At 72.2% G+C, this 20,831-nt stretch carries 15 protein-coding genes and 2 pseudogenes; 10 read left to right on the top strand and 7 right to left on the bottom strand.

Annotated features, from left to right (window positions below; translation table 11 throughout):
- Both EAO72_RS15080 and EAO72_RS43050 read right to left on the bottom strand, forming a co-directional pair.
- Positions 1–125 (bottom strand): annotated as a pseudogene (locus EAO72_RS15080) (helix-turn-helix domain-containing protein); the annotation flags it as partial.
- A pseudogene (locus EAO72_RS43050) lies at positions 100–564 on the bottom strand (pyridoxamine 5'-phosphate oxidase family protein); the annotation flags it as partial. The pseudogenes EAO72_RS15080 and EAO72_RS43050, both read right to left, overlap by 26 nt.
- A 166-nt stretch (positions 565–730) precedes the next feature.
- Here EAO72_RS43050 and EAO72_RS15075 point away from each other — a divergent pair.
- Entirely contained in the window at positions 731–1,018 is a 288-nt protein-coding gene (locus EAO72_RS15075) for a hypothetical protein (RefSeq protein WP_148017795.1), read from the top strand.
- A gap of 107 nt (positions 1,019–1,125) precedes the next feature.
- Here EAO72_RS15075 and EAO72_RS15070 read toward each other — a convergent pair whose 3' ends face one another.
- The gene (locus EAO72_RS15070) at positions 1,126–1,707 is read right to left on the bottom strand and encodes a HutD/Ves family protein (protein WP_148017794.1); all 582 of its coding nucleotides are present in this window, start codon (positions 1,705–1,707) and stop codon (positions 1,126–1,128) included.
- A 121-nt stretch (positions 1,708–1,828) separates the two neighbouring features.
- Here EAO72_RS15070 and EAO72_RS15065 point away from each other — a divergent pair, with 121 nt between their 5' ends.
- Both EAO72_RS15065 and EAO72_RS15060 read left to right on the top strand, forming a co-directional pair.
- Positions 1,829–2,752, top strand: coding sequence for a rhomboid family intramembrane serine protease (locus EAO72_RS15065; RefSeq protein WP_148017793.1), 924 nt, complete (start codon positions 1,829–1,831; stop codon positions 2,750–2,752).
- Positions 2,753–2,787: 35 nt separating this feature from the next.
- Positions 2,788–4,023, top strand: a complete 1,236-nt coding sequence (locus tag EAO72_RS15060; RefSeq protein ID WP_148017792.1) for an ArsB/NhaD family transporter — start codon at positions 2,788–2,790, stop codon at positions 4,021–4,023.
- A gap of 233 nt (positions 4,024–4,256) precedes the next feature.
- Here EAO72_RS15060 and EAO72_RS15055 read toward each other — a convergent pair whose 3' ends face one another.
- The 3 genes from EAO72_RS15055 to EAO72_RS15045 all read right to left on the bottom strand — a co-directional run bounded on the left by EAO72_RS15055 (position 4,257) and on the right by EAO72_RS15045 (position 11,422).
- Positions 4,257–5,717: a glutamate synthase subunit beta gene (locus EAO72_RS15055; protein WP_148017791.1), complete on the bottom strand. Its 1,461-nt coding sequence runs from the start codon at positions 5,715–5,717 to the stop codon at positions 4,257–4,259.
- Entirely contained in the window at positions 5,710–10,269 is a 4,560-nt protein-coding gene (gene gltB / locus EAO72_RS15050) for a glutamate synthase large subunit (RefSeq protein WP_148017790.1), read from the bottom strand. Before gltB ends, EAO72_RS15055 begins: the two co-directional genes overlap by 8 nt.
- Positions 10,270–10,687: 418 nt before the next feature.
- Positions 10,688–11,422 (bottom strand): VIT1/CCC1 transporter family protein, encoded by a 735-nt coding sequence (locus tag EAO72_RS15045; RefSeq protein ID WP_148017789.1) that lies wholly within the window; start codon positions 11,420–11,422, stop codon positions 10,688–10,690.
- Positions 11,423–11,685: 263 nt separating this feature from the next.
- On the opposite strand from EAO72_RS15045, the gene EAO72_RS15040 reads away from it, so the two are divergent.
- Genes EAO72_RS15040 through EAO72_RS15010 form a run of 7 tightly spaced genes read left to right on the top strand, consistent with a single transcriptional unit; the run spans position 11,686 to position 19,736 of the window.
- The gene (locus EAO72_RS15040; RefSeq protein ID WP_261991473.1) at positions 11,686–12,894 is read left to right on the top strand and encodes an ADP-ribosylglycohydrolase family protein; all 1,209 of its coding nucleotides are present in this window, start codon (positions 11,686–11,688) and stop codon (positions 12,892–12,894) included.
- Positions 12,891–14,318, top strand: coding sequence for an ADP-ribosylglycohydrolase family protein (locus tag EAO72_RS15035; protein WP_261991472.1), 1,428 nt, complete (start codon positions 12,891–12,893; stop codon positions 14,316–14,318). The genes EAO72_RS15040 and EAO72_RS15035 overlap by 4 nt, the downstream gene beginning before the upstream one ends.
- Positions 14,245–15,444 carry an ADP-ribosylglycohydrolase family protein gene (locus EAO72_RS15030; protein WP_148017788.1) on the top strand — a complete coding sequence of 400 codons (1,200 nt, stop codon included), beginning with the start codon at positions 14,245–14,247 and terminating at the stop codon, positions 15,442–15,444. Before EAO72_RS15035 ends, EAO72_RS15030 begins: the two co-directional genes overlap by 74 nt.
- On the top strand, positions 15,441–16,841 hold the full coding sequence (locus EAO72_RS15025; protein ID WP_148017787.1) for an ADP-ribosylglycohydrolase family protein: 1,401 nt from the start codon (positions 15,441–15,443) through the stop codon (positions 16,839–16,841). Before EAO72_RS15030 ends, EAO72_RS15025 begins: the two co-directional genes overlap by 4 nt.
- On the top strand, positions 16,838–17,722 hold the full coding sequence (gene rbsK, locus EAO72_RS15020; protein ID WP_148017786.1) for a ribokinase: 885 nt from the start codon (positions 16,838–16,840) through the stop codon (positions 17,720–17,722). Before EAO72_RS15025 ends, rbsK begins: the two co-directional genes overlap by 4 nt.
- Positions 17,719–18,918: a CaiB/BaiF CoA transferase family protein gene (locus EAO72_RS15015; RefSeq protein ID WP_148017785.1), complete on the top strand. Its 1,200-nt coding sequence runs from the start codon at positions 17,719–17,721 to the stop codon at positions 18,916–18,918. The genes rbsK and EAO72_RS15015 overlap by 4 nt, the downstream gene beginning before the upstream one ends.
- The gene (locus tag EAO72_RS15010) at positions 18,915–19,736 is read left to right on the top strand and encodes an HpcH/HpaI aldolase/citrate lyase family protein (protein ID WP_148017784.1); all 822 of its coding nucleotides are present in this window, start codon (positions 18,915–18,917) and stop codon (positions 19,734–19,736) included. The genes EAO72_RS15015 and EAO72_RS15010 overlap by 4 nt, the downstream gene beginning before the upstream one ends.
- Positions 19,737–19,820: 84 nt before the next feature.
- On the opposite strand, the gene lgt is transcribed toward EAO72_RS15010, so the two are convergent.
- Entirely contained in the window at positions 19,821–20,777 is a 957-nt protein-coding gene (lgt, locus tag EAO72_RS15005; RefSeq protein ID WP_148017783.1) for a prolipoprotein diacylglyceryl transferase, read from the bottom strand.
- Positions 20,778–20,831: the final 54 nt, after the last annotated feature.

Here is a 20,831-nt window from a genome sequence, read left to right as displayed (position 1 = left end):
AGCATCGATTCCTTGGAATCGAAGTGGTAGTAGAGGCTGCCCGCGAGCATGCCGGCCGCGTCCGCGATCCTGCGGACGGTCGTGGCGTTGTATCCCTGGGCGGCGAACACCTCGGCGGCCGGGGCGCCAGACCTGGATGACCATGGTGTCGCCGCCCTCGATCCCGGTGCGTACGACCTCGGTGAGCTCCACCCGGAAGAGGTGGAAGGGTTCCGGCGGCTTCACCACATCGATGAAGCGGGCCAGCAGCTCGGCGTCGGTCACCTCCACCGCGCGTCCCGAGATCCGGACGTCCCCGTCGGCCATCTCGGCGTCGGGACCCGGGTTGGCCTGCACCGCGAAGCGGGGGTCGCGCCGCAGGTCCAGCGCCTTGCGTGAGTTCGGCATCATGCCGAGGAGCGGCTGGTCCAGCCGGAAGTCCACTTCGAGGCCGGTCACCCGGGGCGAGCCGTCCTTGCGGAGGGTGGCCAGGACGTGGTGCTTGTACTGCTCGAAGCGCCGGCGCACGGTGTCGGCGAAGTCCGGCTCGGCGGCCTTGAAGTCTGTCCAGTTCGTTGAGGTCATGTCGCCATCGAACCCGGGAAACCCGACATCCTCTGTCCGGATTCCCCAAGCACGGCGAGGGACCACCCGGACGGATGCCGCGGCGGCCCCGGCGTGGTGTGCTGGAGGAGTGGAGGCCGCCGTCCGGGCGGCAGGGAGGGCCGCTCCCCCTCCGAGGTGAGTTCAGATGGCGATCTTCATGAAGGCGTCGCTGCCGGGTGTGACGACGGCCCAGTACGACGCGCTGAACGCGGAACTGGAGTCGCTGCCCGGCGACACGTTCGCGGGCTGCCTCTCGCACGTCTGCGTGGCCACCGATTCGGGTATCGAGGTGTACGACCTCTGGGAGTCCCAGGAGGCCATGGACAAGTTCGGTGCGGTGATCATGCCCGTCGCCGAGAAGCAGGGACTGCCCGCCGCGGGCGGGCCCCCGGCCGTCTCCGAGGTACACCGCTACTGGGTGCCGGGCTCGTAGGGCCTCTCGTCCGGATCACACCGGCTTGTGAGGCTCTCGTCCGGGTCATGCCGGGCTCGTAGGGCCTCTCGTCCCGGTCATGCCGGCTTGTGGGGCTCTCGTCCGGGTCACGCCGGGCTCGCGGCCCCCGACACGGTCACCAGCGCCGCGTCCCCCTGGGTCCGCAGCACGCACGACGCCCTGCTCCGCAGCACCACCGCGTCGTAGCGGCCGAGCCGGACGTCCGTGCCGTCGATGCTGGCCCCGTCCTCCAGCGCCACGGCCAGCACCGCCCCGCCCTCCGGAGCCATCAGCCGGAGGGTGCCGCGTACCACCGCCGTCTCGGCCCGGACGCGGCCCCTGCGGTACATCACGTTGAGGTTCACGACCGGGCCCGCCAGCAGCCGGCCGTCCGTCGCCACGTCACCCGGGAAGTCGTGCGGCCAGTAGGGCTCGTCGACGATGTGGTGCTCGCCGTCCACCATCAGGTCCATCCCGGCGCCCTCCACCACCGTCAGGGTCCGGTCGACGCCCGGGAACACGGAGAACGGCCCGTCCGCGGCCACGTCGGCCAGGCTGACCCGCCAGTCGAAGGAGCCGGTGGTGGCGCCGGGGGATGCGGCGATCTCGCGGGTGGTGCCGCCGCCGTTGTGCCAGGCCACAGGTGTGCGGCCGGCCGCGCGCAGGATCCGGAACGCCTCGGCGGTCATCAGGGGGCTCCGATCGTCGGCGGTGTGGAACCCCGAGCCTAGACCGCTCCCCCGGGTTCGCTATCTTGATCGCCGCCGCCCCCACCGGCCTCTGTTCGCACACCCGATGAAGGAGCCGGCCATGGAGGCCGCCGTCACCACGTGCTACCGCCACCCCTCGTACGAGACGTACGTGAGCTGCACCCGCTGCGAACGCTTCATCTGCCCCGACTGCATGCGGGAGGCGGCCGTCGGCCATCACTGCGTCGAGTGCGTGAAGGAGGGCCGGCGCTCGGTGCGGCAGGCACGGACGGTGTTCGGCGGCGCGGTGGCCCGGAACGCGGTGCCGCTCGTCACGTATGTGCTGATGGGCCTCAACATCCTGGTGTACCTGGGCGAGCTGGTCCGTCCGGGGATCGTCGACCGGTTCGCGATGACGGGCGCCGGGCTGACCGGCCCGGACGGCAGCCAGTACGTCTACGTGGACGGCGGCTTCCCGGGCTTCGACGTGACGGGTGTGGTGGACGGCGAGTGGTACCGGCTGCTGACCGGGGCCTTCCTGCACCTGCCGCCGGGCGAGTCCGCCTTCGGATCGCTGCCGTTCGGGGTGCTGCACATCCTCTTCAACATGTACGCGCTGTGGAATCTGGGCCGGGTCGTCGAGCGGGAGCTGGGCCGGGCCCGGTATCTCGCGCTGTATCTGCTGTCCGCGCTGGGCGGTTCGGTGCTGCTGTACCTGGTCGCGCCGCTCGACTCCGCGGTGGGCGCCTCGGGGGCGGTCTTCGGACTCGCGGCGTCGTTCTACGTGATCAACCGGCGGCTGGGCCGCGACATGCGGGCGGTGAACCGGTTCCTGGCCGGGTTCCTGGTCTGGATGGTGATCTCGGCGTCCTTCACCTCCTGGGAGGGGCATCTGGGCGGACTGCTGACCGGTGGGATCGTCACGGTCGTCTACGCGTACGCCCCGGCGCAGCGCCGCACGCCGGTGCAGGCGGCCGGGTGTGTGGTGCTGTTCGCCGTGCTGGTGCTGCTGGTGGTCCTCAAGAGCTCGGCGCTGACGGGGTGAGCGGCGTCGGGTGCCCGGTCTGACACGATGCCCGCATGCGGAATGATCACTCCGCGCCGGGAGCCGCGCGCTCCGGTGCCCTCTCCCTGATGCGGCGGCTGCATCCTCTGGACTGGCTGGCGGGCGGGCTGCTCGTCCTGGGGCTGGCCGCCGCGGCGACCGGGCTGCTGCCCGCCGGGCCGGCGGCCGACCAGATGCGCCGGATCGGGCCGCTGCTGGCGTTCCTGGCGACCGTGATCGTGCTGGCGGAACTGGCGGGCCGGGCGCAGGTCTTCGATGTGGTGGCGGCCTGGGTGGCACGCGCGGGACGGGGCCGGTATCCGTTGCTCTTCGGGCTGTGTGTGGTCTTCGCTTCGCTGACCACGATCACCCTGAACCTGGACACGACCGCGGTCCTGCTCACCCCGGTGATGCTGGCGCTCGGGACCCGGGTGGGCATCGCGGCCCTGCCGTTGGCGATGACGACGGTGTGGCTGGCCAACACGGCGAGTCTGCTGCTGCCGGTGTCGAACCTGACCAATCTGCTGGCGGCGGACCGCGTGGCGCTGTCGCCGGCCGGTCTGGCCGGCGTGATGTGGCTGCCCCAGCTGGCCGCGATCGGGGTGACGGCCGGGTGTCTGTGGGTGTTCTACTGGCGCCGCGGCCGTCGCGGCGCGGACCGCTACACGCCGCCCGCGCTGCCCGTGCCCGGTGATCCGGTCCTGCTGAGGATCTGTGCGGTGGCGTGCGGCGGGTTCCTGCTGGCGATCCTGCTGCTGGACGTGCCGCTGTGGTCGGCCTCGCTGGTCGCGATGGTGGTCGTGGTGGCGGCCTACGCGGTGCGCCGCCGGGAGGAGCTGCGGCTCTCGCTCGTCCCCTGGCGGCTGCTGGTGCTGGTGCCCGGGATGTTCCTGGTCGTGGAGACGGTCGGTGCGCACGGCCTGCACGAGCTGCTGGTGCGGGCGCTCGGCTCGGACGACGGCTTCGCGGGCATGCTGCGGTCGGCCGGGGTGGGAGCCGGGCTGTCGAACGTGCTGAACAACCTGCCGGCGTACGTGGCGGGCGAGGCGGTCGTCCCCGCGGACAACCACCACCAGCTGCTGGCCCTGCTGATCGGGGTCAACACGGGGTCGGTCGTCACGCCGTGGGGGTCGCTGGCGACGCTGCTGTGGTTCGAGCGGTGCCGCTGGCAGGGGACGCGGATCGATGTGCGGCGCTTCGTCCTGACCGGTCTGGTGCTCTCGGTGACGGCGGTGTCCGCCGCCACCTGTGCGCTGGCCCTGACCACCTGAGGCCCTGGCCCGGTGACGGCGGTGTCCGCCGCCACCTGTGCGCTGGCCCTGACCACCTGAGGCCCTGGCCCGGTGACGGCGGTGTCCGCCGCCACCTGTGCGCCGGCCCTGAGGAGCGGGTCTGCGACCCGCCCCGGGATGCGCCACGGCGCCTGCCGAATCGTCCGGTCGGGGACGGGCAGGCGCCGCGTTCAGTTCCGTACGCCGTTGTACGGGACGTCTGTGTGCCGTGATCAGACCGTCAGGGAACGGTCCGTCGGGCGGATCGGGGCCGGCAGTGCGCTGGCTCCGGTCAGGAAGCGGTCCACACCGCGTGCCGCGGAGCGGCCCTCGGCGATGGCCCACACGATGAGGGACTGGCCGCGGCCCGCGTCACCGGCGACGAACACTCCGTCGACGTTGGTGGCGTAGTCGTCGTCACGGGCCACGTTGCCCCGTGCGTCGAGCTCCAGACCGAACTGCTGGACGAGGCCGTTGGCCTGGTCCGTGCCGGTGAAGCCCATCGCGAGGGTGACCAGCTGTGCGGGGATCTGCCGCTCGGTGCCGGGCTTCTGCTCCAGCTTACCGTCCTTGAACTCCACCTCGACGAGGTGGAGGGCCTGGACGTTGCCGTCCTCGTCGCCCTCGAAGTGGGTGGTGGAGACGGAGTAGACCCGCTCGCCGCCCTCCTCGTGCGCGGAGGTGACCTTGTAGAGCATGGGGAAGGTCGGCCAGGGCTGGTTGGCGTTCCGCTCCTCGCCCGGCTGCGGCATGATCTCCAGCTGGGTGACGGAGAGGGCGCCCTGGCGGTGGGCGGTGCCGACGCAGTCGGCGCCGGTGTCGCCGCCGCCGATGACGACGACGTGCTTGCCCTCCGCGGTGATCGGGGAGACCGTCAGGTCGCCCTCCTGCACCTTGTTGGCGAGCGGCAGGTACTCCATCGCGAAGTGCACGCCGTTCAGCTCACGGCCCGGGACGGGCAGGTCACGGGAGACGGTGGCACCGGCGGCGATGACGACGGCGTCGTAGCGGCGCCGCAGCTTCGCGGCGTCGATGTCCTTGCCGACCTCGATCTCGGTGCGGAACTTGGTGCCTTCCGCGCGCATCTGCTCGATGCGGCGGTTGATGTGCGACTTCTCCATCTTGAACTCGGGGATGCCGTACCGCAGGAGTCCCCCGATGCGGTCCGCGCGCTCGTAGACGGCGACGGTGTGACCGGCCCGGGTCAGCTGCTGGGCGGCGGCGAGTCCGGCCGGGCCGGAGCCGATGACGGCCACGGTCTTGCCGGAGAGGCGCTCGGGCGGCTGCGGGGTGACGTCGCCGCGGTCCCACGCCTGGTCGATGATGGAGACTTCGACGTTCTTGATGGTGACGGCCGGCTGGTTGATGCCGAGCACACACGCCGACTCGCACGGGGCCGGGCAGAGCCGCCCGGTGAACTCCGGGAAGTTGTTCGTGGCGTGCAGGCGCTCGGACGCGGCGGTCCAGTCCTCGCGGTAGGCGTAGTCGTTCCACTCGGGGATGAGGTTTCCGAGCGGACAGCCGTTGTGGCAGAACGGGATGCCGCAGTCCATGCAGCGGCCGGCCTGCTTGCTGATGATCGGGAGCAGCGAGCCCGGAACGTAGACCTCGTTCCAGTCCTTGACGCGCTCGCCGACGGGGCGGGTCTGGGCGACCTCGCGTCCGGTGGTCAGGAAGCCCTTGGGGTCAGCCATGGGTCGCCGCCTCCATCATCTTCTCGGTGGTCTCCTGCTCGGAGAGACCGGCGAGCTCAGCGGCGTCCTTGGCGGCGAGCACTGCCTTGTAGGTGGACGGGATGATCTTGCTGAAGCGGGCCGCCGAGGCGTCCCACTCGGCGAGGAGCTTTTCGGCGACCGTGGATCCGGTCTCCTCCTGGTGGCGGCGCACGACGTCGTGCAGCCACTGCCTGTCGGTGTCGGAGAGTTCCTCGACGGCGCCGAGGTTCCCGACGTTGACGTGGTCGCGGTTCAGGTCGATGACGTAGGCGACACCGCCCGACATGCCGGCCGCGAAGTTGCGTCCGGTCTCGCCGAGGACGACGGCGTGTCCGCCGGTCATGTACTCGCAGCCGTGGTCGCCCACGCCTTCCGAGACGACCGTGGCGCCGGAGTTGCGGACGCAGAACCGTTCACCGGTGCGGCCGCGCAGGAACAGTTCGCCGCCGGTGGCGCCGTAGGCGATGGTGTTGCCCGCGATGGTGGAGTACTCGGCGAGGTGGTCGGCGCCGCGGTCCGGGCGGACGACGACACGGCCGCCGGAGAGGCCCTTGCCGACGTAGTCGTTGGCGTCGCCCTCCAGGCGCAGCGTCACACCGCTCGGGAGGAAGGCGCCGAAGGACTGGCCCGCGGAGCCGGTGAAGGTGATGTCGATGGTGTCCTGGGGCAGGCCCGCACCGCCGAACTTCTTCGTGACCTCGTGGCCGAGCATGGTGCCGACGGTCCGGTTGATGTTGCGGATCGCGACCTGCGCGCGGACCGGCAGGGCGGACTCGGCGCTGTCGGCGTTCAGGGCGTCGGCGGCGAGCTTGATGAGCTCGTTGTCGAGGGCCTTGGAGAGACCGTGGTCCTGCTCGGCGATCTGGTGACGGACGGCGCCGTCGGCCAGCTCGGGGACGTAGAACAGCGGGGCGAGGTCGAGGCCCTGGGCCTTCCAGTGCGTGATCGCACGGTCGGTGTCCAGGAGCTCGGCGTGGCCGACGGCCTCTTCGATCGTACGGAAGCCGAGCTCGGCGAGGATCTCGCGGACTTCCTGGGCGATGAACTCGAAGAAGTTGACGATGTACTCGGCCTTGCCGGAGAAGCGGTCCCGCAGGACCGGGTTCTGGGTGGCGATGCCGACCGGGCACGTGTCGAGGTGGCAGACGCGCATCATGACGCAGCCGGAGACGACGAGCGGAGCGGTCGCGAAACCGAACTCCTCGGCACCCAGCAGCGCGGCGATGACGACGTCGCGGCCGGTCTTGAGCTGGCCGTCCGTCTGCACGACGATGCGGTCGCGCAGCCCGTTGAGCAGCAGGGTCTGCTGGGTCTCGGCGAGGCCGAGCTCCCAGGGTCCGCCCGCGTGCTTCAGGGAGGTGAGCGGGGAGGCGCCCGTTCCGCCGTCGTGGCCGGAGATGAGGACGACGTCCGCGTGCGCCTTGGAGACACCGGCGGCGACCGTGCCGACACCGACCTCGGAGACCAGCTTCACGTGGATGCGGGCCGCCGGGTTGGCGTTCTTGAGGTCGTGGATCAGCTGAGCCAGGTCCTCGATGGAGTAGATGTCGTGGTGCGGCGGCGGGGAGATCAGGCCGACACCCGGGGTGGAGTGCCGGGTCTTGGCGACCCACGGGTAGACCTTGTGGCCGGGCAGCTGGCCACCCTCGCCGGGCTTGGCTCCCTGCGCCATCTTGATCTGGATGTCGTCCGCGTTGACCAGGTACTCGCTGGTGACACCGAAGCGGCCGGAGGCGACCTGCTTGATGGACGAGCGGCGGGCCGGGTCGTAGAGCCGGTCGGCGTCCTCGCCGCCCTCACCGGTGTTGGACTTGCCGCCGAGCTGGTTCATGGCGATGGCGAGGGTCTCGTGCGCCTCGCGGGAGATCGAGCCGTACGACATGGCGCCGGTGGAGAAGCGCTTGACGATGTCGGCCACGGACTCGACCTCGTCGATGTCGATGGCCTCGCGGTCCGAGGCGAAGCCGAAGAGTCCGCGGAGCGTCATCAGGCGCTCGGACTGCTCGTTCACCCGGTCCGTGTACTTCTTGAAGATGTCGTACCGGCGGTTGCGGGTGGCGTGCTGGAGGCGGAAGACCGTCTCCGGGTCGAACAGGTGCGGCTCGCCCTCGCGGCGCCACTGGTACTCGCCGCCGATCTCCAGCGCGCGGTGCGAGGCGGAGATGCCGGTGGCGGGGTAGCCCTTGGCGTGCCGGGCGGCGACCTCCTTGGCGACGACGTCGAGTCCGGCGCCGCCGATCTTGGTGGCGGTGCCGTTGAAGTACTGCGCGACGAAGTCCTCGTCGAGACCGACGGCCTCGAAGACCTGGGCGCCGCGGTAGGAGGCGACGGTGGAGATGCCCATCTTGGACATGACCTTGAGGACGCCCTTGCCCAGCGCGTAGATGAGGTTGCGGATGGCCTGTTCGGCCTCGATGCCCTCGATGAACGTGCCGGCGCGGACGAGGTCCTCGACGGACTCCATGGCCAGGTAGGGGTTGACCGCGGCGGCGCCGTAGCCGATCAGCAGGGCGACGTGGTGGACCTCGCGGACGTCACCGGCCTCGACCAGCAGACCCACCTGGGTGCGCTGCTTGGTGCGGATGAGGTGGTGGTGGACGGCCGAGGTGAGCAGCAGCGAGGGGATCGGCGCGTGCTCGGCGTCGGAGTGCCGGTCGGACAGGACGATCAGGCGGGCGCCGTCCTCTATGGCGGCGTCGACCTCGGTGCAGATCTGCTCGATCCGCGCGGCGAGTGCGTCGCCGCCGCCGCCGACCCGGTAGAGGCCGGAAAGCGTCGCGGCCTTCATGCCCGGCATGTCGCCGTCGGCGTTGATGTGTATGAGCTTGGCCAGCTCGTCGTTGTCGATCACCGGGAAGGGCAGCGTGACGCTGCGACAGGATGCGGCGGTCGGCTCCAGGAGGTTGCCCGCGGGGCCGAGCGAGGAGCGCAGCGAGGTGACGAGCTCCTCGCGGATGGCGTCCAGCGGCGGGTTGGTGACCTGGGCGAACAGCTGGGTGAAGTAGTCGAAGAGCAGCCGGGGGCGCTCGGAGAGCGCGGCGATCGGCGAGTCCGTGCCCATGGAGCCGAGCGGCTCGCCCGCGGTGCGGGCCATCGGGGCGAGGATGACGCGGAGCTCTTCCTCGGTGTAGCCGAAGGTCTGCTGGCGGCGGGTGACGGAGGCGTGGGTGTGGACGATGTGCTCGCGCTCGGGGAGGTCCTCGAGCTCGATCTCGCCGGTTTCCAGCCACTCCTGGTACGGGTTCTCGGCGGCCAGGGACGCCTTGATCTCGTCGTCCTCGATGATGCGGTGCTCGGCGGTGTCGACGAGGAACATCTTGCCCGGCTGGAGGCGGCCCTTGCGGACGACCTTGGCGGGGTCGATGTCCAGGACGCCGACCTCGGAGGACAGCACGACGAGGCCGTCGTCGGTGACCCAGTAGCGGCCGGGGCGCAGACCGTTGCGGTCGAGGACCGCGCCGACCTGGACGCCGTCGGTGAAGGTGACGCAGGCCGGGCCGTCCCAGGGCTCCATCATCGTGGCGTGGTACTGGTAGAAGGCGCGCCGGGCCGGGTCCATGGAGGCGTGGTTCTCCCACGCCTCGGGAACCATCATCAGGACCGAGTGCGGCAGGGAACGGCCGCCGAGGTGGAGCAGCTCCAGGACCTCGTCGAAGGAGGCCGAGTCGGAGGCGTCCGGGGTGCAGACGGGGAAGATCCGGTCCAGCTGCTCCGTACCGAAGAGGCTGGAGGCGAGCTGGGACTCGCGGGCCTTCATCCAGTTGCGGTTGCCCTTGACCGTGTTGATCTCGCCGTTGTGCGCGACGAAGCGGTACGGGTGGGCGAGCGGCCAGCTCGGGAAGGTGTTGGTGGAGAAGCGGGAGTGGACCAGCGCGACCGTGGTGGCGAACCGGCGGTCGGAGAGGTCCGGGAAGAACGGCTCCAGCTGCCCGGTGGTGAGCATGCCCTTGTAGACGATCGTGCGGGCGGAGAGCGACGGGAAGTAGACCCCGGTCTCACGCTCGGCGCGCTTGCGCAGCACGAAGGCCTTGCGGTCCAGGACGATGCCGGTGCTCTCGCCGTCGGCGACGAAGAGCTGGCGGAACTCGGGCATGGTGGCGCGGGCGCCGTTGCCGAGGATGTCGGGGGTGACCGGGACCTCGCGCCAGCCGAGGACCTTGAGGCCCTCTTCGGCGGCGATCTTCTCGAGGTTGCGGACGGCCTCGGTGGAGTCGTCCGCGGGCAGGAAGGCGATGCCGACCGCGTAGGCGCCGGCCTCGGGGAGCTCGAAGGTGACCTCTTCGCGCAGGAAGGCGTCCGGGACCTGGAGCAGGATTCCGGCACCGTCACCGGAGTCGGGCTCGGATCCGGTGGCTCCGCGGTGTTCGAGGTTGCGCAGTACGGTCAGCGCCTGCTCGACCAGCTCGTGGCCGGCCACACCGGTCAGAGTGGCTACGAACCCCACGCCACAGGCGTCGTGCTCGTTGCGGGGGTCGTACATCCCCTGCTGGGCGGGGCGACCGTCCATGGGCGACCAGGCGTCGGTGCGCATCGGCTCTCCCGTCGTCGTCGTGGCATTTTCAGTGCCGAGGGACGACGTTGGCCCTCTGCGAAATTTCGTGCAGATTACATGATGGGACGCTTCTCAAAAAGCGGATAGCTCGTTCCAACATACGGACACCGCCGTGACGGTGAAGGGGGTCGCAGTCGGAGGATCGGCGCCCGGGAGACCGCAGAGAGCAGGCGTCGTTGCCTGCGGTGTCTACGGCTCATGCCCGGTGGCAAAGGAAACGAAACCGCCGGGTAACGACTACTTATGTGTAGCCCTGCATAGAGTCTCATTTTACGTCGCGTGCGGCCGATCCGCCCAGTGGCGGCGGTCAGGACGTACGTCACACAGATGGCGCATACGTTACGGCCACGTGCACCGGAGGGTGTACGTGGCCGTGGACGGTACCGGACGCGGGGACTCAGCCTCCGACGGCGACCCCGAACAGGGCGCCCAGGCCGTACGTGATCGCGGCCGCCGCACCACCCAGCAGCAACTGCCGCAGCCCGCTGAACCACCAGCTGCGTGCCGTCACCCGGGCGACCACCGCGCCGCAGCCGAACAGTCCGGCCAGGGCGAGCAGCACGGCGGGCCACATCGCGTCCGCGCCGAGGAGATACGGCAGTACGGGCAGCAGCGCGCCCAGCGCGAAGGCACCGAACGAGGAGACCGCGGCGACGAGCGGCGAGGGCAGGTCGCCCGGGTCGATGCCGAGCTCCTCGCGGGCGTGGATCTCCAGGGCCTGCTCGGGGTCGCGCGACAGCTGCCGGGCGACCTCGCGGGCGAGCCCGGTCTCGACGCCGCGGGACTCGTAGAGCGCGGCGAGCTCCCGCTCCTCGTCCTTGGGGTGCTTGCGCAGCTCGCGCCGCTCGACGTCGAGCTCGGCCTCGACGAGTTCGCGCTGCGAGGCGACGGAGGTGTATTCGCCGGCCGCCATGGAGAAGGCACCCGCGGCCAGTCCGGCCAGGCCGGTGATCACGATCGTGCGGTGCGAGACGTCGCCGCCCGCGACACCGGTCATCAGGGCGAGGTTCGAGACGAGCCCGTCCATCGCACCGAACACGGCCGGACGCAGCCATCCGCCGTTCACGTCACGGTGGGTGTGGTTGTCCCGGTGCGCCTCGTGCAGTACGGCGTCGGTCTCGATGATGGACACAGCTCTCCCCTTCTCCGGCAGCGGCTCTCATACGCTCCGCCCCGCTCGACACCCTCGAAAGTACGCACGAAAAATGGCTCCCGCCAGCAAGGCAGGCCGTACTTACCACCCTGAGTAACCAGGTAGGTACGGCTTGCCTTGCTGTCCGAAGGCCGTCATCCGAGTGGCCCTTTTGTGGTGATAACCGGCCTCTGTCGTGGCTCCGCGTGGCACAGATCCCACAGGGACGAGAACTGGCTCGGTACGAGCGAAGGGTCGACGCGATGGAGCGAGGCGCAGGAAATCCGGCAGGACCGCGGACGAACGGCGCGCGGGCGGCGGTACGCGGGGCTCCCGAACCGGCCGGCGCGGCCCCGGGCGGTCTCGGTGACCGGGCCAGGGGCGCGCTGCTGGGCCTCGCGGTCGGCGACGCGCTGGGCGCTCCCGCGGAGAACATGCGGCCCTCCGAGATCCGCCGCCGCTGGGGCCGGATCGAGGGCTTCGTGAGCGACGACCCGGCGGGCACGGACGACACGGAGTACGCGATCTTCTCCGGGCTGCTGCTGGCCCGGCACGGCTCGGCGCTGACCGTCACGCATGTCGAGCGGGCCTGGCACCTGTGGATCGCGGATCTGGACGAGGGGCCGTTCCGGGGTGCCGGGTTCAGCGAGCGCGGCACGCTGGAGAACCTGCGCCGCGGCCTGGCCGCCCCCATCTCGGCCCAGCACCGGCACGCCTGGAGCGACGGCCTGGCGATGCGGGCAGCCCCCTTCGGCGTCTTCGCGGCGGGCCGGCCCGGGGAGGCGGCGCGGCTGGTCGCGGTGGACGGCCGGGTCAGCCATGAGGGCGAGGGCATCTACGGCGGCCAGGCGGTGGCGGCCGGGGTGGCGGCCGCGATGACGGGGGCCGGGGTCACCTCCGTGATCGCCGCCGCGCTCTCCGTCGTGCCGATGGACTCGTGGACGGCGCGCTCGCTGCGCCGGGCGGTCACGGCGGCGCAGCGCCCGTATCCCGACCGCCTCACGCGGGAGCGGGCGGTGCGTTCGGCCGTCGTCATCGGCGGCTATCCGTGGACGGACCTGGCGCCGGAGGCGGTGGGGCTGGCCTTCGGCGCGTTCGCGGCGGCGCGCGGCGACTTCCGTACGGCGGTGCTGATGGCGGTCAACATGGGCCGCGACGCCGATACGACGGCCGCGGTGGCGGGGGCCCTGGCCGGTGCGCTGCACGGGGCGTCCGCCATCCCGCGCCTCTGGGCCGACGCGATCGGCCCGGTCCGCGGCAGCTGCCTGCCGTCGATGCGCGGCTACCACGTCCTGGACATCGCGGAGCTGCTCACCCCGGACGAGACGGAGGAACGGGGCGGGGACGGCGGACCCCCGCCCCCGCCGCCCCGGGCTCGGGCGCGGGCGGATGGCGCGGTGGGCGCGGCGGACGGCCCGCCCGGTCCGGGAACCCCGGTGGGCGACGCTCCCGCGACGGCGGTGGGGCGATGACCACCGCCGGGGACACCGCACGGACCGCGCGCCCGGACGCCCCCACGCATCCCGAGGACATGCGCGAGCTCCCCGGCGACGGCGACAGCAGCGGCGAGCGGCTGCGCGAAAGCGCAGGGAACGAGACCGCGCGGACCGAGACCTCAGGGACGGAGACGGGACCGACCGGGGCCGGCCGGACCGGGGCCGGTCCCGAAGCCGCCCGGCCGCGGACACCTCGCCGGGCCCGTATCGAGGGGCTGCTGCTCGGGCTGGCCGCCGGGGACGCCGCCGGGTGGCCGGCCGCGCGGCACCGGGCGGCCCGGATGCCGGAGTGGACCCGGCGCCTGACCCGGGAGCTCGACACCTTCGCCGAGCAGAACGCGACGACCACGCTGCCGGTCCCCATCGCGCTCAACCAGCCGCCCGAGCCCCTGCGGCTCGGCCCGTCCGACGACGCGGAATGGGCGGCCTTCGCCGCCGGGACCGTGCTCACGTCGGCGGCGGGTGCGCTCCAGGGCCTGGCCCCGGGGAGGCGGATGCGGGCTGCGGTGGACGCGGCGTGGAACGCGCTGGCCGCCGAGGTCGCCGCCGCGGCCGCCCGGGCGCCGGAGGTCGAGTCGGCGGTCCTGCCGCTGCGGGCCCGGATCTCGGTCCGGGCCGGGCTCGGCAACCTCGCCGCCGGTCTCCGCCCGCCCGCCACCGGGCACGACAACCCGCACTACTTCGACGACGCGGCGTGTGTGCGGGCCGCCGTGCTGGCCGTCGTGCACCCCGGCGACCCCGAGGCCGCGGCCGGCCTCGCGGAGTTCGACGCGCGCTACACCCAGGACGGCGACGGGGTGCACGGGGCGCGGGCGATGGCCGCCGCGATCGCCGAGGCGCTCGGCGGGGCGGACGTGGACACCGCGGTGAACGCCGCGCTCGCCCAGCTCCCCGAAGGCACCGAGATCGCGCGCAACGCCGCCCACGCGGTCCGCATCGCCCGCGACTTCGCCGGAGAGCGGGCCGGTGCGTTCGCCCTCGTGCCGGTGCTGGAGCATCAGATCGTCGACCACGTCTACAGCTACGGGATCGCCGCGGCCGAGACGGTCCCGGTCGCCCTGGCCCTGGCCACCGCGGCGCGCGGTGACATCGCGCAGGCCGTGCCGGCGGCGGCCTGCCTGTCCAGGGTCGCCGACTCGGCGCCCGCCCTGGCCGGTGCGCTCACCGGCGCGCTCGGCTCGATCACGTCCGTGCCCGACGGCTGGCGCGAGGCGTGCCGCACCCTGGCGGGGTGCGCGCTGCCCCGTTTCGCGGGCACGGACCTGATCGAACTCGCCGGGCTGCTGGCAGACACGGAACCAGCGCCCGCGGGTGGACAATTCGGACATGACATCCACCGCGCCCCCGGCGCCCACGAGGTCCGCACCCCCCACGACGCCCGCGGCGCCCACCCTCGATGAACGGATCGCGGGCGCGCTCGTCGGCGCGGCCGTCGGCGACGCGCTCGGCGGTCCGGTCGAGGGCTACGCCCCGGAACAGATCGTGGCGCGCCACGGCGGGCGGATCACCGGCGTCGTCGGCCCGTGGGGCGGCGACGACTGGCGTACCGCCCGCCCCATCGCGCCGTACCACAAGGGTGACGGGCACGTCACCGACGACACCTTGATGACCCATGCGCTGGTACGCGTGTACGGGAAGGTCCGCGACCACCTCGACGCGTACGCCGTCGCCGACCACCTGGTGCCGGAGCTGATCTCGAAGCCCCGCTGGATTCCGGAACTGGAGGCGGAGGCGCTGCCGCTGCAGCGGATCTTCCTCGCCGAGAAGTGGATCGTCGCCCGGCTGCACTACGGCCATGTCGACCCGCGCGAGGCGGGCAGCGGGAACATCGTCAACTGCGGTGCGGCGATGTACATGGCGCCCGTCGGCCTGGTGAACGCGGCGGATCCGCAGGCCGCGTACGCCGAGGCACTGGAGGTCGCAAGCGCCCATCAGTCGTCGTACGGGAGGGAGGCGGCGGCAGTCTTCGCGGCTGCCGTCGCCGCGGCCTGCGTCCCGGGCGCGACGCCCACGAGCGTCGTCGAGACGTGTCTGTCGCTCGCCAAGGACGGCACCCGGACCGCGATCGACGCGGTCTGCGAAACGGCGGTCGGACACCGGGACTTCGAGTCGGCGCTCGTCCCGCTGCGGGAGGCCATCGCCCCCTTCGACACGGTCGGCCCCGACTACCGCGCCCCCTCGCTCGGCGCGCGCCGCCCGTCCCGGCTGCACGCCATCGAGGAGCTCCCCGTCGCGCTCGGGATGCTGCTGGTCGCGGACGGGGACTACCGGCAGACGGTCCTCGGGTCGGTCAACTACGGGCGGGACTGCGACTCGATCGCCACGATGGGCGGCGCGATCGCGGGCGCGCTGCACGGCGAGCGGGCGGTCCCGGCCGACTGGGCGAAGACGGTCGGCGAGGCCAGCCGGCTCGATCTGCGTGCCCCGGCCCACACCCTGGCCGAGGTCGCGCGCGAGGTGTTCGCCCATGACACGGCCCGCCGCCGCGCCCACGAGGCCGCCTTCGCCGCACTGGCCCGGCCGTGACCGCGACGGTGCGGGCGACCTGGGTCCAGCCCGAGGACCTGGTCGGGCACGAGTTGCGGCAGGCGGCCGAGGACGGGCGGGACGTCCGGGACATCGAACGCCGTTGGTACGAGGCCGGCGGCTCGCCGGCCCCGGACCGCGCGGGCGCCTCGGCTCCCCCGGCTCCGCCCGGGCTGCGCGCGGTCGCCGTACGTCTGCTGGACGAACTGGCCCTGCTGGACTCGCCGCTGGCCGACGACGAACCGACCGCCCTCGCCGCGATCCGGGACGCCTGCCCGCAGTGGCCGCGCCCGCGCACGGAGCCGGGCGCCGTGGACCGCGAGCGGCTGCACGCGGCCTGGCTGGGCCGCGCCGCCGGCTGTCTGCTCGGCAAGCCGGTCGAGAAGCTGCCGCTGGAGGGCATCCGCGCCCTGGCCCGGGCCACCGGCAACTGGCCGCTGAGTACCTGGTTCACCGCCCGCGGCCTGCCCCCGGCGCTGGCCGCCACCTACCCCTGGAACCGCCGCTCGGCGCCCACCTCGCTGGCCGAGAACATCGACGGGATGCCCGAGGACGACGACCTCAACTACCCGCTGCTCACCGTGTTGTTGCTCCAGCGCCACGGCAGCTCCTTCACGACCGCCGACCTGGCCGGGCTCTGGCTGGAGGAGCTTCCGGCGGGCCGGACGTTCACCGCCGAGCGGGTCGCGTACCGCAATCTGCTCGACGGCCTCGAACCGCCGGACACCGCCCGCCACCGCAATCCGTTCCGGGAGTGGATCGGGGCGCAGATCCGTGCCGACGTCCACGGCTGGACCCATCCCGGCGATCCCGGCGCGGCGGCGGAACAGGCGCATCGCGACGCGGTCCTCACCCACACCGGGAACGGGGTGTACGGCGCCATGTTCACCGCGGCGGCGCTCGCGGAGGCGGCCGGGGGCGAGGCCGATGTGCACGGATGCCTCGCCGCCGGTCTGCGCGTGGTGCCGCCGCGCTCGCGGTTCGCGCAGGCCGTGCGGGACGGTATCGCCACGGCCCGCGAGGAGGACCGTTTCGATACCGTCGTCGACCGGCTGCACGCGGCGTACGGCAGGTATCACTGGGTACATGTGCTGCCCAACGCCGCTCTGCTCGCCGCCGCCCTCACCCATGCCGACGGCGACTTCAGCGGCTCGGTCTGCCGTGCGGTGTCCGGCGGCTGGGACACCGACTCCAACGGGGCGAGCGCCGGTTCGCTCGCCGGCCTGCTGGCCGGACGGCCGGACGCGCTGCCCGACCGGTGGACCACCCCGCTGAAGAACCGGCTCGCCACGTCCGTCCCCGGTTTCGACTCGGTCGGCTTCGACACCCTCGCCGACCTGACCCACCGGCTCACACCGCTCGCCCGGCTCACCCACGAGGAGGCACTCCGCCCATGACCAAAGTCGCGGTGCTCGGCAGCACCAATATGGATCTTGTGGCCTACGTCGACCGGGCCCCGGAGCGCGGGGAGACCGTCACCGGGCGGGAGTTCCGCACCGTTCCCGGCGGCAAGGGCGCCAACCAGGCCGTCGCCGCCGCCCGCGCGGGCGGTGACGTGATGATGATCGGCGCGGTCGGCGACGACGAGTACGGCGTCCGGATGCGGGAGAACCTGGAGCATTCCGGCGTCGACACCGATCTCCTGCACACGGCGGAAGGACCCAGCGGCACCGCGCACATCGTGGTGGACGGCAAGGGATCCAACGCGATCGTCGTGATCCCCGGCGCCAACGGCACCGTCACCGCGCTCGGCCCGGGCGAGATCGCCGCCATCGCGGAGGCCGATCTGCTGCTGCTCCAGCTCGAACTGCCGCTCTCCGCCGTGATCGAAGGCGCCCGCGCCGGTCACGCCCAGGGCGTACGGACGATCCTCACCCCGTCCCCCGTACAGCAACTGCCCGCCGAACTCCTCGACTGTGTCGACCTGCTGATCGCCAACGAGTACGAGGCGGCTGAACTGTCGGGACACGCCGAACCGCACGCGGCGGCCGAGATCCTGCTCAGCCAGGTGCCCGCGCTCGTCATCACGCTCGGTTCGAAGGGCTGCCTGTACGCAGCACGGGGCAGCCGGACCGTCCACTTCCCCGCCCCCGAGGTCATCTCCGTCGACACCACCGGGGCCGGGGACACGTTCGTCGGCACGCTCGCCGTGGCACTCGGCGAGGGACGGCCGGTGCCGCGGGCCATCGCCTGGGCCTCGTCGGCCGCCGCGCTCTGTGTCCAGAAACCGGGTGCCTCGATCTCCATGCCGTACCGCACCGAAATCGACGCCGCGTGAGCGCGCCGGGAGCGGCGCCCCTGACGGGGCTGCGCGTCATCGATCTCGCCACCCTGTTCGCGGGCCCCCTGTGCGCCACGATGCTGGGCGACTTCGGCGCCGATGTGATCAAGGTCGAGCATCCGAGCAAGCCCGACCCGTCCCGGGGGCACGGCCCGACGAAGGACGGCGTCGGTCTGTGGTGGAAGCTGCTCGGCCGCAACAAGCGCAACCTCACCCTCGATCTGGCCTGCCCGGGCGGCCGCGATCTGCTGCTCCGGCTCGCCGCCGACACCGACGTGATCATCGAGAACTTCCGGCCGGGCACGCTGGAGCGGTGGGGCCTCGGGCCGACGGAGCTGCACGCCGTCAACCCGCGTCTCGTGCTGGTCCGGGTCACGGGCTTCGGCCAGTTCGGCCCGTACGCGCACCGGCCCGGCTTCGGCACGCTCGCGGAGGCGATGAGCGGGTTCGCGGCGATCACCGGGGAGCCGGACGGCCCTCCGACGCTGCCGCCCTTCGGTCTCGCCGACTCGATCGCGGCGCTGGCCACGTCGTTCGCCGTGATGGCGGCGCTGGCCGGCCGGGACCGCACGGGCGAGGGCCAGGTCGTCGACATGGCGATCATCGAACCGATCCTGACGGTGCTCGGCCCGCAGCCTCTCTGGTACGACCAGCTCGGATACGTCCAGCCGCGCACCGGCAACCGTTCGCGCAACAACGCCCCGCGCAACACCTACCGCACCTCGGACGGGCAGTGGGTGGCCGTCTCCACGTCGGCGCAGTCCGTCGCGGAGCGGGTGATGCGCCTGGTGGGCCGGGAGGAGCTGACCGAGGAGCCGTGGTTCGCCTCGGGCACCACCAGGGCCGAGCACAGCGACGAACTCGACGAGGCGGTCGGCCACTGGATCGGGCGGCGCACCCGGGACGAGGCGATCTCGGCGTTCGAGAAGGCGGAGGCGGCCATCGCGCCCATCCACGACATCCGTGACGTGATGGAGGATCCGCAGTACCGGGCCCTGGACTCCATCACGGAGGTGGACGATCCGGAGCTGGGCCCGCTGCGGATGCAGAACGTCCTCTTCCGGCTCTCCGGCACCCCCGGAGGCATCCGCTGGGCGGGGCGGCCGCACGGGGCGGACACGGAGGAGATCCTCACCGGGCTCGGGCTGAGCGGCGAGGAGATCGCGGCACTGCGGTCGGAGCGTGTCCTGTGACCGCCGAGACCCCGCTGACGTGGCTGTACGTGCCCGGGGACCGGCCGGATGTGGTGCGCAAGGCGCGGGACTCAGGGGCGGACCGGGTGATCGTCGACCTGGAGGACGCGGTCGCCCCCGACCGCAAGGAGTACGCACGGTCCGCCGCCGTCGAGCTGCTCTCCGATCCGGCCTCCCCCACGGCGCCGCCGGTCCACGTCCGGGTCAACGACGAGACGGACGTGCTGGCCCTGGCAGGGCTGCCGGGCCTCGCCGGACTGCGGCTGCCGAAGATCACGCATGCCGCGTCCGTCCACCACATCGCGGCACTGGCCCCGGGGGTCGCGCTCTGTCCGCTGCTGGAGTCGGCGCTCGGCATCGAGCACGCGTACTCGGTGGCCAGTGCCCATCCGCAGGTGCGTTCCCTCGCCCTCGGGGAGGCGGACCTCCGGGCCGATCTGGGGGTGCGCGAGGACGCGGGGCTCGACTGGTCGCGCAGCCGGGTGGTGGTCGCGGCAAGGGCGGCCGGGCTGGCCCCGCCCATCCAGTCGGTGTTCCCGGACGTCCGGGACCTGGACGGGCTCTGGGCGTCCTGCGCCCATGGGCGGGCGCTCGGGTTCCTCGGCCGGGCGGCGATCCACCCCCGCCAGCTCCCGGTGATCGAGCGGGCGTTCCGGCCGACTCCGCAGGAGGTCGAGGCGGCTCAGGAGATCGTCGAGGCGGCCCGGGTCGAGGCGGGTGCCCTGGCCCTGCCGGACGGCCGCTTCGTCGACGCGGCGGTGGTCGCCCAGGCCCACCGCACGCTGGCCCTGGCGGAATCGAGCCCGTCCGGCGATTGAGGACACCGTGCCGCAGCCACGGACATGACGAGGGGCCGCCGTATCGTCCGGCGGCCCCTCGTGGTCGTGCGTGCGGTGTCGGCGTCAGCCCTTGGCCGTCTCCGCCTCACCGTTCGTCTTCGGCGCGTCCTCGTCGGCTTCGGCGTCGGTGTCGGCCTCGGCCTGCTTCGCTTCGGGGGACTCCGTGTCCTCGGCGGCCTCGCCGTCCTTGGCCTCGGGCGTCTTTGACGCCTCCGGCTCGACGATCTCCTCGCGCCCCGGCCGTACCTTCGCCGAGATCACGATGTACGTCACCGCCAGCACGAACATGATCAGCGCGGTCCACACGTTGAGCCGCAGGCCCAGGATGTGGTGGGCCTCGTCGACACGCATGTACTCGATCCAGGCACGGCCCGCGCAGTAGGCCGCGACGTACAGCGCGAACGCCCGCCCGTGTCCGAGCTTGAAGCGGCGGTCCGCCCAGATCACCAGGAGCGCCACACCGATGCACCACAGCGACTCGTACAGGAAGGTCGGGTGGTAGGTGCCGGCGACCCGGTTGGGACCCTCGCTGATCTTCAGCGCCCATGGGACGTCGGTCGCCTTGCCGTACAGCTCCTGGTTGAACCAGTTGCCCCAGCGGCCGCAGGCCTGGGCCAGGGCGATGCCCGGGGCGAGCGCGTCGGCCCAGGCGGGCAGCGGGATCCCGCGGCGGCGGCAGCCGATCCAGGCACCGACCGCGCCGAACGCGATCGCACCCCAGATACCGAGGCCGCCCTGCCAGATCTTGAAGGCGTCGACCCAGTTCTCACCGTCGCTGAAGTACAGCTGGTAGTCGGTGATGACGTGGTAGAGCCTGCCGCCGACCAGGCCGAAGGGCACGGCCCAGACGGCGATGTCGGCGACCGTGCCGGCTCTGCCGCCTCGGGCGATCCAGCGCTTGTTGCCGAACCATACGGCGACGAAGACACCGATGATGATGCAGAACGCGTAGCCGCGGAGCGGGATCGGTCCGAGATCGATCACGCCGGTCGACGGGCTGGGGATGTAGGCAAGATTCATGGCACGGTCGACGCTACCCTGCCGGGCGGGACGTACGGCAACCCGCCCGACAAC

Source organism: Streptomyces sp. OR43 (assembly GCF_008042275.1).
Taxonomy (GTDB): Bacteria; Actinomycetota; Actinomycetes; order Streptomycetales; family Streptomycetaceae; genus Streptomyces.
Note: the sequence above shows the minus strand (reverse complement) of the source record. Positions and strands in the feature narration are given on the sequence as shown.

Coding starts and splice junctions, on each gene's coding strand:
- EAO72_RS15075 (WP_148017795.1), top strand. CDS start 731: ATGGCGATCTTCATGAAGGCGTCGCTGCCGGGTGTGACGACGGCCCAG.
- EAO72_RS15070 (WP_148017794.1), bottom strand. CDS start 1,707: ATGACCGCCGAGGCGTTCCGGATCCTGCGCGCGGCCGGCCGCACACCT.
- EAO72_RS15065 (WP_148017793.1), top strand. CDS start 1,829: ATGGAGGCCGCCGTCACCACGTGCTACCGCCACCCCTCGTACGAGACG.
- EAO72_RS15060 (WP_148017792.1), top strand. CDS start 2,788: ATGCGGAATGATCACTCCGCGCCGGGAGCCGCGCGCTCCGGTGCCCTC.
- EAO72_RS15055 (WP_148017791.1), bottom strand. CDS start 5,717: ATGGCTGACCCCAAGGGCTTCCTGACCACCGGACGCGAGGTCGCCCAG.
- gltB (WP_148017790.1), bottom strand. CDS start 10,269: ATGCGCACCGACGCCTGGTCGCCCATGGACGGTCGCCCCGCCCAGCAG.
- EAO72_RS15040 (WP_261991473.1), top strand. CDS start 11,686: ATGGAGCGAGGCGCAGGAAATCCGGCAGGACCGCGGACGAACGGCGCG.
- EAO72_RS15035 (WP_261991472.1), top strand. CDS start 12,891: ATGACCACCGCCGGGGACACCGCACGGACCGCGCGCCCGGACGCCCCC.
- EAO72_RS15030 (WP_148017788.1), top strand. CDS start 14,245: ATGACATCCACCGCGCCCCCGGCGCCCACGAGGTCCGCACCCCCCACG.
- rbsK (WP_148017786.1), top strand. CDS start 16,838: ATGACCAAAGTCGCGGTGCTCGGCAGCACCAATATGGATCTTGTGGCC.
- lgt (WP_148017783.1), bottom strand. CDS start 20,777: ATGAATCTTGCCTACATCCCCAGCCCGTCGACCGGCGTGATCGATCTC.